This is a genomic window from Bradyrhizobium sp. B025 (genome assembly GCF_042257955.1).
GTDB lineage: Bacteria > Pseudomonadota > Alphaproteobacteria > Rhizobiales > Xanthobacteraceae > Bradyrhizobium > Bradyrhizobium diazoefficiens.
On record NZ_CP170150.1, the window covers coordinates 1,259,849 to 1,275,593 of the forward strand.

At 59.4% G+C, this 15,745-nt stretch carries 11 protein-coding genes and 2 pseudogenes; 7 read left to right on the top strand and 6 right to left on the bottom strand.

Translation table 11 applies throughout. The features are described from left to right. Positions 1 to 253 precede the first annotated feature (253 nt). Positions 254 to 2,497 carry a hypothetical protein gene (locus ACE10W_RS06020; protein ID WP_018648290.1) on the top strand — a complete coding sequence of 748 codons (2,244 nt, stop codon included), beginning with the start codon at positions 254 to 256 and terminating at the stop codon, positions 2,495 to 2,497. Positions 2,498 to 2,827: 330 nt separating this feature from the next. On the opposite strand, the gene ACE10W_RS06025 is transcribed toward ACE10W_RS06020, so the two are convergent. From ACE10W_RS06025 to ACE10W_RS06035, 3 genes are all read right to left on the bottom strand, one after another. Continuing rightward, entirely contained in the window at positions 2,828 to 3,838 is a 1,011-nt protein-coding gene (locus ACE10W_RS06025) for an IS481 family transposase (protein ID WP_011084661.1), read from the bottom strand. Between the two features lie 142 nt (positions 3,839 to 3,980). Further along, positions 3,981 to 4,274: an IS5 family transposase gene (locus ACE10W_RS06030; protein WP_011084662.1), complete on the bottom strand. Its 294-nt coding sequence runs from the start codon at positions 4,272 to 4,274 to the stop codon at positions 3,981 to 3,983. 583 nt (positions 4,275 to 4,857) lie between these two features. Next, positions 4,858 to 5,241 carry a hypothetical protein gene (locus tag ACE10W_RS06035; protein WP_011084664.1) on the bottom strand — a complete coding sequence of 128 codons (384 nt, stop codon included), beginning with the start codon at positions 5,239 to 5,241 and terminating at the stop codon, positions 4,858 to 4,860. A 227-nt stretch (positions 5,242 to 5,468) separates the two neighbouring features. On the opposite strand from ACE10W_RS06035, the gene ACE10W_RS06040 reads away from it, so the two are divergent. Then, entirely contained in the window at positions 5,469 to 5,894 is a 426-nt protein-coding gene (locus tag ACE10W_RS06040; protein WP_223153745.1) for a hypothetical protein, read from the top strand. Between the two features lie 151 nt (positions 5,895 to 6,045). On the opposite strand, the pseudogene ACE10W_RS06045 reads toward ACE10W_RS06040, so the two are convergent. Beyond that, positions 6,046 to 6,842 (bottom strand): annotated as a pseudogene (locus ACE10W_RS06045) (IS1380 family transposase); the annotation flags it as partial. Positions 6,843 to 7,033: 191 nt separating this feature from the next. Beyond that, the gene (locus ACE10W_RS06050) at positions 7,034 to 7,573 is read right to left on the bottom strand and encodes a GNAT family N-acetyltransferase (protein WP_014498653.1); all 540 of its coding nucleotides are present in this window, start codon (positions 7,571 to 7,573) and stop codon (positions 7,034 to 7,036) included. A gap of 556 nt (positions 7,574 to 8,129) precedes the next feature. Between ACE10W_RS06050 and ACE10W_RS06055 the strand changes: the two genes are divergently transcribed. Then, on the top strand, positions 8,130 to 8,336 hold the full coding sequence (locus ACE10W_RS06055; protein ID WP_011084669.1) for a hypothetical protein: 207 nt from the start codon (positions 8,130 to 8,132) through the stop codon (positions 8,334 to 8,336). 389 nt (positions 8,337 to 8,725) lie between these two features. Here ACE10W_RS06055 and ACE10W_RS06060 read toward each other — a convergent pair whose 3' ends face one another. Beyond that, a complete protein-coding gene (locus ACE10W_RS06060) occupies positions 8,726 to 10,072 on the bottom strand; it encodes a citrate-proton symporter (protein WP_174719444.1) in 1,347 nt (448 codons plus the stop codon). Positions 10,073 to 10,518: 446 nt separating this feature from the next. On the opposite strand from ACE10W_RS06060, the gene ACE10W_RS06065 reads away from it, so the two are divergent. The 4 genes and pseudogenes from ACE10W_RS06065 (at position 10,519) to ACE10W_RS06080 (ending at position 13,960) form a co-directional block, all read left to right on the top strand. Further along, positions 10,519 to 10,773 carry a transposase gene (locus ACE10W_RS06065; RefSeq protein ID WP_231088534.1) on the top strand — a complete coding sequence of 85 codons (255 nt, stop codon included), beginning with the start codon at positions 10,519 to 10,521 and terminating at the stop codon, positions 10,771 to 10,773. A 19-nt stretch (positions 10,774 to 10,792) separates the two neighbouring features. Next, positions 10,793 to 11,047, top strand: a pseudogene (tnpB, locus tag ACE10W_RS06070) (IS66 family insertion sequence element accessory protein TnpB); the annotation flags it as partial. Between the two features lie 89 nt (positions 11,048 to 11,136). Next, positions 11,137 to 11,772: an IS66 family transposase gene (locus tag ACE10W_RS06075; RefSeq protein ID WP_231166750.1), complete on the top strand. Its 636-nt coding sequence runs from the start codon at positions 11,137 to 11,139 to the stop codon at positions 11,770 to 11,772. 1,426 nt (positions 11,773 to 13,198) lie between these two features. Then, the gene (locus ACE10W_RS06080) at positions 13,199 to 13,960 is read left to right on the top strand and encodes a hypothetical protein (protein ID WP_232675272.1); all 762 of its coding nucleotides are present in this window, start codon (positions 13,199 to 13,201) and stop codon (positions 13,958 to 13,960) included. Positions 13,961 to 15,745 lie beyond the last annotated feature (1,785 nt).

The following is a 15,745-nucleotide window of genomic DNA, read 5'->3' on the forward strand; positions in this document are numbered from 1 at the left end:
GCTTGGTGCACGCGACTGTCATTTTTCTATAGCTGTCAGTTTTCTATAAGGGGGCGTCTGGCCTGTTCGCGTCTCAGCTGATGACACCGGAACTGACGCGGTTACTCCAGCAGCATGGAAGCTGCGATAGAAGTCGAACACAAGGCCGCATCTTCTTCCTTGCGCATCCGGATGAATGCTCTTGGTCAGCTAGTCGTCAGCCAGTCGGCCTATCCAGACAGGCTGCGCACCCTCAATTATCCGGAGATGAAGCATGAAAGGCATTGGCCGAGCTGGTCCATCAGAGCTTGAGGCCGCGGGAGCCGAAAGCATTAGGGAATCGAGCCGTTCGAGCCCGGAGTCTGGTCTCTTCCCTGGGGAACGCGATCAGTCCTTCGATGCCGTCGTAGGGCGGATACGGTCTGAGCCTGATGTGAGAGCGGCGACGCTTGCGAACCCGCCGCCAACTTCGGACGTAGCGGCGCCAACGAGGGAGGAGATAAAGGCAGCAAAGCGAGAATTGAGCAGCCTGCTTGAGGAACTTGAAGCTTGCCGCCGAGCGGCCGGGCATGCCCGGAACTTGCCGGAGAGACAAGATCTGATGGATCAGGTCGTCAAAGCAGGCGCAACAGTTCTGGCGTACTACGCCAGTCTGCCACCCGATTTGGCGCGCCGAATTCTGCCAAACGATCGGGCTCGCCGGCTCCGCGATGACACTGTGAGGGAGGCTGACGAATGTAATGAAGTGGCGACCCAGATTATCTACGAGCTGGAGGAGAGCAGAAAGAAAGCACAAGGCGTGCTCGACAGCCTCAAAGACATCGCCTCGCCTGCACAGCTGAGCCGCCTGTTTACAAGCGTTGCGAACCACTATGCAGCATGCATGGAGTTGTGGGGAAAGAAGGTGCTGCGCTGTGAGCGGATGCAGTCAGTCTGTGCCGCTACCGCCCACCTTCCAGGCAGCACGCCCGCCATGCGCACGGCCGAAGATGCCGCACTAAGGCATCATACGGGCTGGGCGCTCTTTACGAAGTGCATGTATCTGCAATCGCGGATCGCTCTCGTGGAGCTTTTAGTCAACTCGCAAGCGAGCACGTTGGAACCAGACGTGCGCGACGCCCTCATGGATGAGAGCGGGAGGGTGCGCCTGCTCGGGGCCTTCATCGGAGATGTTTTTCCGGCGTTCGTCTCGACGGCCCAAGCCGTTCTGTACAGCGATGGAGCGGCGCTCGAAGCGGAGCATCGCGCCGTTCTGGAAGGAGTCATGGAACGACTTTCGGAATTTGCATCGGGGCTGAGCGGCATGCTTGACAGCCTGAGGGGGACTGCAACGGAAACTGACCTTCCGTTGCCGTTGCTGGACCAGATCGTGGAAGCTGCGTGGGTGACGGCGAACGAAGTCATGCGGCTGCTGGCATTGCAGCCAAAGACGCAAGCCACGATTGAACCGCCGGCTTGGGCTGCGCTTCCGGATAATATTGGCCCAGCGGGCGGAGGCAGTCCGGCGCGCAGAACGGGCAAAGCAAGGCCCGCAGCAGCCGCAGGAGAGGGGAGTTCGACGGCCAGCCCCGCCACGCCGCAACTCGCTAGGCCCGATGCGGCGACGGCCCCGGCGGGCAAGGTCATCGTGCTCTCGGATCTCGGTACAAAGAAACTCGCCACTCCGGAGCAGGCACGCGCGTCATCCGCTGCGGCCGATAACCTCCAGATGTGGATGGCTCCGCCATCCAGGAAAGCACTGCCGGGATTACTTGAGCGATTGGACCAGTTGCTGCAGTTCGATCTGCCGGCTCAGCAAAGCGCCGCCTCGCAAGCTCGCCACATGAAGCCCGAGGACGCCGAACACGTGTTGGATATCGTCATCAAGCGCATGCAGACGCAGTCCTCCGAGATTGAGGCCTGTGTAGCCGCGCTGGAGGAGCCTCGCCGGCGAGGCCTGCTCACGCCTGCGCAAGTGCCTGAAGTGCACGAAAAAATAGTCCGGCTGACAAGGATGTGGTCCGAGGTTCAGGGACAGGCAAGCTCATTGAACGCGCGAAAGGCAGCAATCACAAGCGATTGCACGAAGACCTATGCGTTTCCATCGCAAGAATACCTAGAACAGTTGCGGGAAGCGGGAGAACTGGCGTCAGTGGATCCACCGCACGCCTTGAAGGGAGAGCCGGGGACGCTATTCGAAATCAAGCTGCAGCCCAGGGCGCTGCGCAGCGGTGCGATGCCAAGGCCGATGTGGGTGCACATCCATACCAAGCGCCCGGTAAATGCCTGGCAATTGGCAACGCTGGGCGATCGCGAATTCGCCGCTTGCCACGTCAAGTCCGACGAACAGCGCGGCTACAATCGGCACTGGCAGAGCGCTCGAGCCGCCGAGGGGCACGACAATGTCGTGATCCATCGCGGCAGGCTCACTCCTGTGTTCTGCAAGTCCTTGTTAAGCACCGCCGCTGGCCAGCCGTGGCAGCCCCTCCCCGATCCGGAGCACGCTTCAGCGCAGATGGCTCGACTGGGGATCCGGTGAGGTATCGTCTTGCGGCGGTGAGCCATCCGGTGACAGCGCTCATGCCTCCATCGGCTTGGCGGACTGCCTGAGCAGCGCCGAGCCCCATCAAGCTCTATCTTACAAAAGCATGGAGCCTGGAGAGAACACTCCTTTCGGGAGGGTTATCAGCCCGCAGTCCGGAGGATCGCCAATCGGCGCGCAAGCAAGCTTGCCATTGCGGGGTGTGGCGAACATCGGCGCTCGGATGAGAATGTAGGCCGCTGAGTGTTGCAAGACGGAAAACTTTGTAAAAGAAGGGACTTGAGCTGACAGCGAGTGCTTTGTCGCGGCAGGTGTCCGACAAAGGTTTCATGTGCGACCCCACGCAGCCGGCAACAATTTTTCTCTCGACAGAGCACTTGCGTCACGCAAAGTTTGCATCGGCGTCTTGCCGTAGCACCAGCGCCCCTGATGTGGGCGCACCTCATTGTAGGCAGCGATCCACTCATCGAGATCGCTCTGCAAGGCAGTGATGCTCGGATAGATCTTCTTGCGGAACACGACGCGATAGAACTCCTCGAGCACGGTGCGGTGGAAGCGCTCGACAATGCCGTTGGTCTGTGGGCTCCTCGTCTTGGTGCGGGTGTGATCGATGTCTTCGACGGCGAGGTAGAGCTCATATTCGTGATGCTCCGGATTGCCGCAATACTCGGTGCCGCGGTCGGTCAGGATCCGGTTTAGCGGGATGCCCCGCGCATCGAAAAACGGCACCACGCGATCATTCAACAGTTCGGCCGCCGTGATCGGCGTCTTGCGATCATACAGCTTGGCGAACGCCACCTTACTGTAGGTGTCAATGAAGGTCTGCTGATAGATCCGCCCGACCCCCTTCATGTTGCCGACATAGAAGGTGTCCTGCGCACCGCAATAGCCGGGGCACTCGCTCTCGAACTCGCCGTGCGCCTCCTTCTCGGACTTGGCCCTTTCCAACGCAACGAGCTGGGCCTCGGTCAGCACCAGGCCGTCCTGGGCCATCTTGGCCTCCAGCGCCGTCAGCCGCTTCTTGACGTTGGCGAGGTCGTGACGCAGCCACACCGCCCGCACGCCGAACGGGGAGATCGACAGGCCGCGGCTCCTGAGCTCATTGCTGACCCGCACCTGACCCCAGGCCGGCTGGTCGATCCCCAGCTCAACGACGGCTGCCTCGACCTCCGGCGCGACACGGTTCTTCAGGACCGGTTTCTTGCGGCTGATCTCAATCAGCGCCAGCTCGCCGCCCTTGTCGTACAGTTCCTTGAACCGGTAGAAGCTGTCGCGGCTATAGCCCATCATCCGGCAAGCCTGGCTGACGTTGCCGAGCTGCTTGGCCAATTCCAGCATGCCGACTTTCGCGCGAATGACTTCTGTTCCTGGGTCATGGTAACGTCTCCCTGTGAGACGCCGCGGGCTGCGCGGGAGCGCCCTTTAGGTGAGCGCTCCTGCTCGCCCGCAGCTCCATTCCCTGCCAGTTCAAACCTTGCCGTCAGATTAAGTCGAAACTTCTACAGACCATGACATATTCCATGTCCGGCTCGTCTGAGACCGCATCAAACATGCGCTTCCAGACGCCCGCCTTCGCCCAGTCGCGAAAGCGCGTGTACGCAGTTATCCAGTTGCCGAAGGCGCGCGGAAGATCGCGCCACGGACTGCCCGTGCGGGCAATCCACAGCGCGGCTTCGACAAACAGCTTGCCGCTCCGGCCGGGATCGCCCGGCTTGCCAAGACACAGCGGCTCCATCTTCGCCCATTGGGCGTCAGTCAAAACGAATCGGTCCATCCCAAGCTTGAATCACAACCAAGCCAGGATGAGAATCCTAATAAAAAGCCCAATTCTAACAATCTGCCAAAGTAGTGTTAGGGCGCGGATTCATTAAGGCGCAGCCATAGCCTGACTGACGCGAGTTGAACGAAGGCAAGGTAGTTGTCCTGACATCTGCTCCATTTTTTGATCTTCGCATCCAATGCCGGCGAGCCCGGGTGGATGGTCTCGTTGCTCGATGAGTTGGCCCGACACTTCTCGAGACGCCTACGAAGAAAACGGCCAACGAAACCCTCCTCACCCAGGCAACCCGGAAAGATCCCGAGCCATTCTGATGGCGAGGACACAACGACGCTGGCGCCTGCCATAGGCAATCCGCTCCTCCCGCCCGGGCGGGAGTCGAAAACTCCGGCTGGAAGCCGGGGTTTTCTTTTGTGCTATTATAGGCACCAGCTCTCGTAAACCGCCGCCAGTACAGTGCACCTCACGGCTTGAGCCGAATTGGCTTGGGCTTCGCTCCGTCCAAGGCTCGATCGTAAGCCGCAGGTGTCGGTTGGTCTGCGCTCTGCTCCACCTCAAATGGATTGGTAGAGATCTCACGTCACATGAAGTCTCCATCCGAGTCGGGCTCTGATGAAGGTTCATCATCGCTCGACGCTTTGGAGAGATACATCGAAGAATTGGTTGCGCGCTGCCATTCACCATCCCTATATCTCCACTGTTTGGACTGGGTGGGATCAAGTACCATATCATCGGGATCCACATGAACGAAGCCCAGTTGTTCTGCACGGGCTCTCGCTTCGTCATTGGCAGGACGCCAGTTCACTAGCGGCCGTTCGCCGTCTCGCCCTAGTTGGTGCTCGAGCAGAATATCGCCGGCGTTACCGACGAGCGGATGTGCAACCTGAAAATCCACGATTGATGTGACATCAGTCCGTCCGGGAAACAGTTCTCGCCACCGCTGGCTGGTGAAACCAGTCGCCATAGGAAATCCGGCTTCCGTTCTTTGGAGGCCGACGCTCGTATTTCCTAGTTGATAGCTGTAGCCGTTGTTGCACCTTTACTCGCGTCGGATCATCCCCGAAACGACCCGTGATCGCACCTACCAGGCTTGGTGGGACGGCAAGGGTAATGGGCTGCTGCGGGCAGAACTGCTTGTGGTTGTCGCGTCTGCAATTGCCTGAGAAGAGCTTGGAGCCTGACGAGCTTGCAATGCGTTATGCCGAGAAGACCCCGTCCAATGCCAGGAAATGCCTGACGCACGTGCGAGGAAGAAGCAGCAGCACCGGGCGCGCCGAGGAAACCATGCACGAACTTCAGCCGCAGCTAAGAAAAGCGATTGGGCATGGCGGGCGACACCAAATCGGAACGGTGGGCGAGATCGAGCGGAAACCAGCACACCCATGGCATTCCCCATCCTTCATTCAAAGCTCCTGCATTCTTGAAGAAGCCAGCAATCCTGAGAGTGCGACGAATCTGTACGATATCGATCAATCGGAGAGCCTGCAGCGAAGTCCGTCCAAGATTTCACGGACGTCTCCTATGGTCACGTCTCCGCGCCTGGCCGTCGTTCGAGTCGGCGCGCATCATGTGCACATGCACAAACCTCCTAACAATGCTAGCCCGTCCTATTCGTGAGAGTGCGGCTTTGGGGCCCGATTGATGCGGCCGAACATCTTGTCTGACGAGGCGCACAGGATTGCCTTCGGCTTTTCACCGCCTGACGACCCGTACTTTGCAACGCGCTTGAGGTATAGGTTGGGCGAACGGGGGGCGGACGCCCCGCCGGTCAAGGACCGAGCGGCAGCAGCGCACCTGGCAAGCAGCGGATCAGGTCGGCTTCCGGACAGGCCGCGGCGAACGCAAGGCGAATGCGGCTCGTGGTCTCGACCACACGGGCAGCGATTTTCAAGAGCCGAAGACGCAGCGTCGCGAACTCGGCAGCGGCCAATTCCCGGACTTTGGGAATGGCCTCGCGCACGGTCAGCATCAGCCAATAAGCGGCCGTATGGAGCACGAGACGGACCTGGTTGGCGAGCGCCGAACGGCAGCTGGTGCGGTCGGAGGCGAGCTGTGACTTATGCAGCTTGTCAGATTCTCGGCTTGGCCGCGCGCGCAATACAGGCTGTCGTAGATCCACTCGGCCGAGCCGACATCGAGGCTGGTGACGACGAAACGGATGTCGAGGCCGAGCATCGCCGCCTCAATACGGGCGACAGTGCGCCGTTCGCGATCCCAGGACTTTGCCTTGTGGCGGGTCTCGGTATAGCCACGCAGAACCGGCAGGTTCTCGATGGCGCGTCGGGTGCGGATGTCGTCGGCGACCTCGTCGACTTTTCTGGCGAGAGGCTTGGTGCCGGACAGACCGAAGATGTAGTCGATGCCGTTGGTCTCGCACCACGCCATTGCCTCCGGCCGGGCATAGTGCCCGTCGCCACGGAACGTAATTTGCGTGTTGTGCCATCGCGTGCGGATATGCCGTACCAGGCGGCGCAGATGGGCACGCACCTCGACGCCGCCCGGCGTCTTGCCGGGCCGCAGCACGACGGCCACGGGCCGGCTCTTATCCGTGTCGTAGACGTGGATCGACCGCCATCGAAGGCAGCTGTGACTTTCTTGGCGTGAACGGCTGGAAACGAGGATGGCAGAATCGTATCATCGGTCATGGCGGGCGTGGTTTAAGGTGATGGGGTGGCTTCGCAACCGAATCCTACGCCGCATCAGCGCTTTACACCACGCTCGCCAGCCCTCAGGCGCACTCTTACGAATAAGACGGGCTAGCGCTCCATCTCGCCCATAAGAATTTCATCTGAGACGTATCGTGGATTGGAAATGACAGTCCGCATTTCCGCATTCTTGCCCTCGTCCGCAAACCGGAATCCCTTCTTGTAGAAAAATGCTGAAGCTCCTTCATCTTGAGAGAGAAGGGATAGCTTGGAAAGGCCCGCGGACTGCCTAGTATGATCGGCGACTTCAATCATAGCCGTCCCGACCCCTTTGTACCTCGACCGGCCGAGATTTTCTATGCTGAGAATTCGCAAACTGTTGCGCCCCGGCGCCACGGTCATCGCTCCCACCTTATTGCGTTCATTGGCATCAGTAAACAAAGAAACACTTTGGGCGTTGCCAATATTGCTACTTACTCTGTGTAGGCGGACTGACACACCTGTCCTCTTGTCAAAAGCGGAAGACGCTGGTCCAGCAGCTAAAGCGGCCGTAAAAGCAGCACCATCTGCGCCAGAAGTGCCGGCCAGCGCATCGCGCTGCTGGTCCACACTTTGCCCGTCGGAGGGCCAGTTGTTGTAATTGGTTCTCATCACAACGAGCTACTATTTGGACGAGCTGACAGAAAGCTGACAAAGCCGACGCATGAGCCGGTCCTTTACGAATAAGACGGGCTAGCGTAATGATACTCATCGTAGGATGGAACATGCGACATATTGTTAACTCGATCGTCCATGACGACCACACTCCTATGCCGGTTGCATTGTGTTTCAGGTCGTTAGACCTGACTCCGCAGATAAGCAGCTTAGCTGTCCGTAAGCTGACGCCGAGAAATTAACGGAAAACTAGGTGTTTGGCCCCGGCATTTCTGCAGCGGATTGAGTTTGAATCGTTCCGGCTGGGAAGTTCAATCCTGAATCCAAACAGACCCTAGTCGGGTGCTCCGAGAAATGCATCGACGGAGGTGCGACGAGCATCCGATCATAAGTAGGTCTACAGGTTCCGAGCGGGTAGACGGAGCGATGCGGTGATGGCCGAACTTATCCATTCGGTCGATAGATCTGATCAAGAAAATCAATTTTACCGATTGTAGCGTCGTCATATAGACCGTCACCACGGCTGGGGCTAACCTAGGGAAGCGATCTCCCAATGAAGAAGTCAGTTTTGGTGACGGCGAGCGCCCTCGCACTTGCGACCGCGGCGGTACCTCCATTTGCTGCAGAAGTTGCCGCGCAACCGCTCACCTCCAGCGTGCAGGTAGCCGATACATCGTATCCTCAGTGCGCCGATGACCCATTGAATGGTATCTGCGATCTGTTTTTTTGCTTGACCGATCCCGCGTGCGTGCTGCACTGACGACGGAAAACAATCAAGCAGAGAATGAGGATCGAGCCTCGTGCGGCCGCTGCTCCGTCAGCGGCCGCATCCTTATGCCGTTCGTTTACGCTGGCGGATGGTGCGAGCCGCGCCTTCTTGTTCTCTAAAGATGATCAGAGTCATTGCTCACTCCAGCCGGCGGGTGACGGCAGCCCGATCGCTCAACTGCAGCATCGGCGAACGTTGGGTAAACGGAGAAAGCCGTTTCAGACCGCGACGCTGCCGTTACGGCCGGAACTCCTTCACGATGTCAAGCTGCGCCAGTTTTCAGGATAGATTGCTGTTCGGGCTAGCCCCATACCGTGCTCCTGCTCGATGTTCGCATTTCGGACGTCACAGATGTCATCCTTACCTGTTCGGCTAAGCTACTAGGGCGGCGATCGTGCCGTTACAGATGTTCGTCTATGGTTTCGCTCGAAATTGAGTGGCGCCGTCTCCGGCATCATCACCATGGCAAAGAGCCCGGCCGCGCTCGCGAAAAGCATGTACCAGGCGGGCGCGAGTGCGCTCCCGGTCAAGTAGATCAGCCATGTGACGACCAGTTGAGCTGTGCCTCCGAAAATGCCTATGGCAAAAGCGTAAGTCGTCCCGAAGGCGCCACCACGAATGTTCCTGGGCAAACTCTCGGCCATGCTTACGTAGAAGGCGCTATACGGAACCGTTCCGATAAGGGTGAGCGTGCCGAGGCCTCCTAAAAGTGCGAAGGCGCTGCGGCTCTCTGCAATCCACAAGAATACCGGATAGATCATCAGCAACGCAGCTGCCTGCGGCCATATCATGATGCGCCGGCGGCCTGCGCGGTCGGCGAGCAGGCCGCCCAACAGCGCCGCAGCAATGCCTGCCATATTGCTGATGAGCGTGGCGCCGAAGGCGAGAGGCGCGGATACGTGGAGGGTGTTCAAGGCGTAGGTGGTCATATATCCCGTAACGTAAGTAGTGATCGTGCAGCTGGCCAAGATGACGAATCCCAAGCTCATGATGCGGCGAGCGGCGGGCGATCGCCTTACAGGCCGGGTGACCAGAACCGGCGCCTCCGGGCGGAGAAACGTTTCGGGTAGGACGCTCCGCAGCCAAAGTCCGAACGGCAAAGTAACGGCGCCGAGCAACAGCGCGATCCGCCATCCGTATGCATTGAGCGCCTCACTTGTCATGGTGAGCGAGAGTATTTCTCCAACCAACGCTCCAGCCGTCGCAGCGACCTGTTGGCTCGCGGGCTGAAAGGAGACAGCAAGACCGCGGGCTTTGGCTGGTGCCGCTTCCATCAAGTAGGCTGTCGTTGGACCGACTTCGCCTCCGAGAGCAAAGCCCTGCAGCAAGCGTGCGAAGATGGCTAGCAACGGAGCGGCAAATCCTATTGTCTCGTACGATGGCGTAATGGCCAATAATAGGACCGCGACGCTCATCATAGCAAAGCTGGCGGTCATGGCAGGCCGGCGGCCAACCCGATCCGAATAGGAGCCGAGCACGATGGACCCGATTGGCCTGGTCACAAAACCCGCGCCGAAGGTTCCGAGTGACAGCATGAGGCTGGCGAACTGGTCGGTTGCCGGGAAGAACGCCTGACCGATCTGTATTGCGAAAAAGCTATAGGTGCCGAAGTCGTAGAATTCGAGCATATTGCCGATGGTGGCGCCCAACACCGCCCGGCGCGTTAAGCCTTCGTCTGCCGGACTGGGGACCGGCTCCAGCCTCTCTCGAGTTAATTGCCTCGCCATCCTCAACCTGATCTGGAGCGCGAACCCTGGCCCGAACATTTCCACCAGACACCGGTCGCGCAAAGTTGCAGTCCGCTTGCCCGAACTCGTCCTTCACGGCCATTGCGCCTGTCCACATGTAGCCTGAAGCGCGTCGCTACAAACCTCACGGTAACGTCTGCAATAAGAATGCCTGCCTTTCTGGGCCGATTTGACTTCTGGTCTGATCCCAGGCCTGGCCGGTAAGAGGTAAGCGGAGCTTTTCTCCCATTTGATTGACTGGTTTCGCTTCGGCTTTCGCTCTGCGATCCTTGGCTTGTCAGAGAGCCGAGAGGAGACTGAAGGCGATGGAACAATCGGGGGAGGAAGCCGAAGCTGATGGCTTTGTGGGGAAGCTTACGCGCCGGACGCGTTCTGGATGCCGGTTATGGTCTGCGGAGATCAAGGGGCGCGCTGTTTTCGAGAGCATGAAGCCCGACGCCCGGGTATGTGATGTCGCACGGCGTTATGGTGTGAAGGCCCAGCAGTTGACGACGTGGCGCAGATTGGCGCGTGCTGGCCGGCTCGCATTGGTCACGGACGACGCGGCGGATTTCGTGTCGATCGAGCTGAGCGATCCAGTGGCGTCAGGCAAGAGCGAGGGCCCGTCGAGATTACGATTGGCAAGGTTTCGGTCCGCCTGGATGCGGACGTGTCGGCGGTGCGGATCGCGGAGATCGTGACTGCGATCGAGCGCGGCGCATGATCATTCCGGCGCAGGGACTGCGGATTGTGCTTGCTGTGCGTCCTGTTGACTTCCGGTGCGGGCACGACGCGCTGGCCGGTCTTGTGCAAAACACGCTTGGGCTCGATCCGCATTCGGGCCTGATCGTGGTTTTTCGTTCGAAGCGCGCCGACCGGCTGAAGATTTTGCTATGGGACGGCACGGGCCTCGTTTTGGTCTACAAGCGCCTTGGCCGCGATGGTCGTTTCGAGTGGCCGCAGATCAGCGACGGCGTCATGCATCTGACGCGCGTGCAGTTCGAAGCGCTGTTTGAAGGGCTGAACTGGAAGCTGCTGAGCGCATCCTCGAGGGCTTCGACGGCATCCTTCAGGTCGACGGATACCAGGGCTATCATCGGCTCGCACGGCCCAAGCGCAAAGGCGGCGTGCCGCTGCGGCTGGCCGCATGTTGGTCCCACTCAAGGCGCAAGATCATCGCAGCGACTCCGAAAGCCGGCTCACCCATCGCCGAAGCCGTTCTCGCGCGCATCGCCGCACTCTATGCGATCGAGAAGGAGATCCGTGGCGCCGACGCCCCGGCTCGGCAAACGACCCGTAACGAGCGATCACGGCCGCTCGTCGCTGAACTCGAGAGGTTTCTGCGCGAGCAAGCCGCTCGCCTGTCGCCGGGCAGCGAGATGGGCAAGGCGATCGCCTATCTCCTGAACCATTGGGATGGCCTCACCTTGTTTCTCGACGATGGTTGCGTTGAGATGGACACCAATCCCGTCGAAAATCAAATCAGGCCGCTGACTCTGACGCGTAAAAATAGTTCATTTGCTGGTCACGACGAAGGTGGTCGTTCATGGGCGCGCATAGCTTCGCTCATCGCCACCTGCAAAATCAACAGCGTGGAGCCCTACGTCTGGATGAAAGCGACGCTCAAAGCGATCGCAACCGGTCACCCGCAGTCCCGGATCGACGAGCTCCTGCCCTGGTCGTTCGGCCGCACCTCGTAATTCTCCGTCGTTGCCGCCTCCATACCCCCCGCCAGCGATTTGCAAACACGTTGATCAACAGACTGCAATCCCCACGCCAAACCTTTGCGAGTGGGACGCGAACGTCGCTTACGGTAAGAGAAATATGAGAACCTGGTGCAGTTGTCGGGCGCCGCAGACATTACGTTGCTGTGGCGGGTTTGCGACAAGACTGGCTGGCGCCGAACATGATCGACGAGGACGCGAGCCACCTCAGCGTCACGCGTTGCGTCCGCTCCTTAAACAGCCAGTCGGGGCTGCGTCATCGCCTAGACGATGCTGCCAATCAACGCGCCCGAGGCGGTCTCTTGCGCGCGAGCAAGATCACCATTCACCAGTGCTCCACTTTCCGTCGCGGCCGGATCGCCAGCGGACGGGCAAACCGCTTTCCCCCGAGCCGCTTGGGTCTGGCGACCATCAGGACCGAGGCCGTCATGCGTTCCGCGCCGCTCGCTTGCATCTTGGCTATCGCCCGAGCGAGCGCGTCGTCCAGGACGTGAGAAGGCCCAGCTGTTCGGCCGCAACACCGACGAATGCCGATCTCAAGTCGTTAGGTGAGCGCGAGCTTCAGAGTCGCCCATCTTGGTCAACCATGTGGAGAGCTGCTAAGGCTAATCGATAGCGCCACACGCAGAAGCTAGCGTTTGTGTGCCCGGGCGGGCAAGCAAGAAACGGCTACGCTTCTTCGCCAGCGGACGCTTAGAGGAAGACGGCCATTTCAGCGGCGGCTTCGCCAACAATTACAACGATTTGTCTTAATCAGGACACGAGTGAATCCTCTTTTCCAACAACAAGGCGCGAGCGCCATCTGCATGACGCGTAGCATCAATAGCAGCCGGATAAAGTTGGCGGATCGTATTGCCTCATCTGACGATGAAAATCTCAGCTTGGCCGATGTAGCTCCGGCTGACGGCCTGTCCGACGTTGCATCATGGCGCGCAGGATCGGACGCACTGGGGACATCGCGGAGTGCGCATTAAACGCAGCGGCAGCCGCAGTCCCGAGATCATCGGCCAGCGCCGCACCTTTAGCCGTGCGCGGGATGATCGTCTGGGCTGCTTTGCGTCTGAGCGATTTCTTTCTTCATTTAATCAGGTGAACAGATCGCTCCGCTCTTGCCGGACTCTCAGATCGCGCTCTCGTCTGTTCTCGCGTTGGCCCGGCTATCGCGGTCATTCTGCTTATCGGACCAAGCATAGGCTCAAGTGCAGGCCAGAACAACTGGTCGCGGACAGAGATCGAAATGCACATGTTCGGTATGGGACTGGGGCTGGCTGCGGTCAGCGTCGCCTGACCTCCTAACGAGCTTTCCGTCAGATGAAACGATGCAGGACGCAGAGCTGCGCGCCGACCGCGAGTTGAGGTGGAATGAGTTCAGGATCGGAGATGATCGCATCAGACGTGGTAGATGCAGCCGCGAGTTTGTCTTTCTTCTTCGACCTTTGTCAGCTTCTCGAAAGCCAGCCTCTCTAACACTCGAACTTGGCCTCTTGATGACGAAGCTGCCCATGCCGGAATTCGTGACGAACTTCAGCTCATTCCCTCTGGGAGATATTCTAGAGGCCTTTGGTCTCTTAACAAAAAGGAGGGCTTTATGGCTCCAAGCCCGATCGATAATGCCCGTTCACCAGAATCACCGACAGCGCACGTCTGGACACAGGAAGATCATGATTTGTTCAGCGAGATCATGAATGAAGCTGGACCATCATCGTCTGCCGCACCTGAGGAAGCGGTAGATGTCTCCTTCGCCGCTCCCCAGAGATTTTTACACGGTTCGCAAATCGCCCCTGACTCGATGGTCGATAGGCTGTTCCACCGGGGTCTCTTGCCAGACTCGGACCAGCCGACAATGACCTATGAAATCCAGGGTCACCGCTACACGGCCGGTTTGGATGAGTGTAATCGCGTTCTTCTTGTTCATAACCCTGCGGAAGACCAAGTGCTTGGGGCCGGCCGGGCGGGGGTACCGGACTTCGGAGCCTTCTTCGCGGAGAACCGACGCTATGGAAGGCCGCTACCACAGCAATGGGCCACACCTGCCCTCATAGACAAGCTGCGCGAAGAAGGTTTCATGCCGACCGCCAATAGCCCCACGACCATCCATCTTAACGGACGGGCCTACAAAGCCGAACTAGCCGAAGGAGGATTCGTTAAGCTTACGCGGGTATGAGACCAACTTGACGGTGAGCCGATCGCGCTGGGTCTGAGTCGTGCGGTCACTTTGGTTGTCCTTACCTGGATAGACGGTTCATCGCTTAGCAGTGGATTGTTCGAGCCGCCAGCGGGTACGCATCATCGGGCCCGCTGGCAGCGCTCGAGATGCACGGTCATCCTGGCCATTCGTCTGCGTGGTGCCGACCTGTCATCCGGCCGGCAATATTGTCGCCGTGTTGCTTCACTCGAGGATGTTGCTGGCGCTTGACCGATACAGCTCCGGCTGTGGGCCAGTCCGAGGTTGCACCATTGCGCGCGGGATCGGAAGAACCGGGGTGCGTCGCGGAGTGCCCAAGGCACGCCGCCGCGCCCCGGTCCCGGGATCACCGGCCAGCGCCGCACTGTTAGCCGTGCGCGGGATGATCGTCTTCTCGGCTGCTTTGCGTCTGAGGGATCCCCGTGAGCGCTGCACGACGGTGTGCCGCGGCCGAACTGCTCGGGGCGGTGCTTCGCGAGGTGACCGAGAATTACCAGGGCAAACGGGGCTCGGCCGCAAGCCAGCGCTCGATGTCGGCTGGGTTCGGCAAATTGGGCAGAAACCGGTGCCCGTTGAGCACTTGCTTGGAAACGGCGGAGGCCCTGCAAGTGCGAGGCTGGATTGTCTTGGCGGACGCGAAGGTATTCTCAAGGAGGTGGCAGCAAAGATCGCCTAGCCGCAAGGACCGTCGCAAGTGGCGCAGTCGCTTTGCGTAGCAGTGGGATTGCGTGAGCGTATTTGTCGAGGAAATCGTGTCAATTTAACACTACCAAATCTGGGCGTTCTGCAAGCAGTAGCTCCACCGTAGAGTCACGCAAGATCGCATGCACATAGGCGTGTGCAACCAGCCTCAAAAACCGGAAAAGAACGTCATGGCGAACATCAATCTCAGCTCCCAATCTATTGCAGGTGCACGCGCCGGACAGCGAGCCGCCACCGCCCGGAAAGTCATTGAATGGCGAGCGCCGGCCCCGAGACGCCGAGGCTTCCACATGATCCACGGAATGAAGCCCATGGCGCGGATGCTCGCAGCAATTAGGCGCGGGCTAGCCTTGTCCGATCTTGACCGGTGCTGCGCAATCTGGTGGCTCTATCGTCTCCATTTCGGGTTCACCGGCGACGTGATGTTGGGGCTCGCCGCGGTCAGGATTGCCCAGGAGAGATCCCGCTGCGGAATTTAGGAATCGTGGGGGCGCGCCTTCCATACGGGCTCGGCGCCCTGCCGCCGGTTACGTGTTTGGCTGGCGAGGAAAAGTGGCCGAATGCCGATTGCCTTTAGTCTCCCCCAGCCAATTGGGCCGCATTCACTTCTAGCGCCGAGGATCTGCCCGTGGGGGTGGCACCAAAGTGCAGGCAAATACGATGAGCAGATTGCAAAAACTGAACTTGCGCTCGCCCTTCACACGATCAGTAAGCTGAATTTGATGTCGGATGATGCTGCTCATGAAGGTCCCAGCAGGGGCAGACGACCGGGCCATAGCGGGGAGTGTAGGAATCAGGACGGTCTGGAATCCTTGGTCACGTCTGGTGATCGGGGGCAAGGACGCGCGGCTCGCATTCCATCTGGTGATCTTCTGCTGTTACATGAAAGGAAATGACCCGCGTGAGTTCGCGTGGCGATGCAAGGGCGGGTAGCTCGCCAAGCAATACTGCCCGAGTCGTTGCGCTGGATGGATCCTCGCGCAGAACCTCACCGACGCTGTGTACCCACGGCTTGAATTCCTCTGTGAGCGGCTCGTCCGTTGCAGACCGCCAGCCGTTCAA

What these genes read in the sequence shown, in the direction of transcription:
- ACE10W_RS06025 (WP_011084661.1), bottom strand. Translation starts at nt 3,838, where the DNA reads ATGCTGGAATTGGCCAAGCAGCTCGGCAACGTCAGCCAGGCTTGCCGG.
- ACE10W_RS06080 (WP_232675272.1), top strand. Translation starts at nt 13,199, where the DNA reads ATGCAGCCGCGAGTTTGTCTTTCTTCTTCGACCTTTGTCAGCTTCTCG.
- ACE10W_RS06030 (WP_011084662.1), bottom strand. Translation starts at nt 4,274, where the DNA reads ATGGACCGATTCGTTTTGACTGACGCCCAATGGGCGAAGATGGAGCCG.
- ACE10W_RS06040 (WP_223153745.1), top strand. Translation starts at nt 5,469, where the DNA reads ATGCGTTATGCCGAGAAGACCCCGTCCAATGCCAGGAAATGCCTGACG.
- ACE10W_RS06020 (WP_018648290.1), top strand. Translation starts at nt 254, where the DNA reads ATGAAAGGCATTGGCCGAGCTGGTCCATCAGAGCTTGAGGCCGCGGGA.
- ACE10W_RS06060 (WP_174719444.1), bottom strand. Translation starts at nt 10,072, where the DNA reads ATGGCGAGGCAATTAACTCGAGAGAGGCTGGAGCCGGTCCCCAGTCCG.
- ACE10W_RS06035 (WP_011084664.1), bottom strand. Translation starts at nt 5,241, where the DNA reads ATGGCGACTGGTTTCACCAGCCAGCGGTGGCGAGAACTGTTTCCCGGA.
- ACE10W_RS06055 (WP_011084669.1), top strand. Translation starts at nt 8,130, where the DNA reads ATGAAGAAGTCAGTTTTGGTGACGGCGAGCGCCCTCGCACTTGCGACC.
- ACE10W_RS06065 (WP_231088534.1), top strand. Translation starts at nt 10,519, where the DNA reads ATGAAGCCCGACGCCCGGGTATGTGATGTCGCACGGCGTTATGGTGTG.
- ACE10W_RS06050 (WP_014498653.1), bottom strand. Translation starts at nt 7,573, where the DNA reads ATGAGAACCAATTACAACAACTGGCCCTCCGACGGGCAAAGTGTGGAC.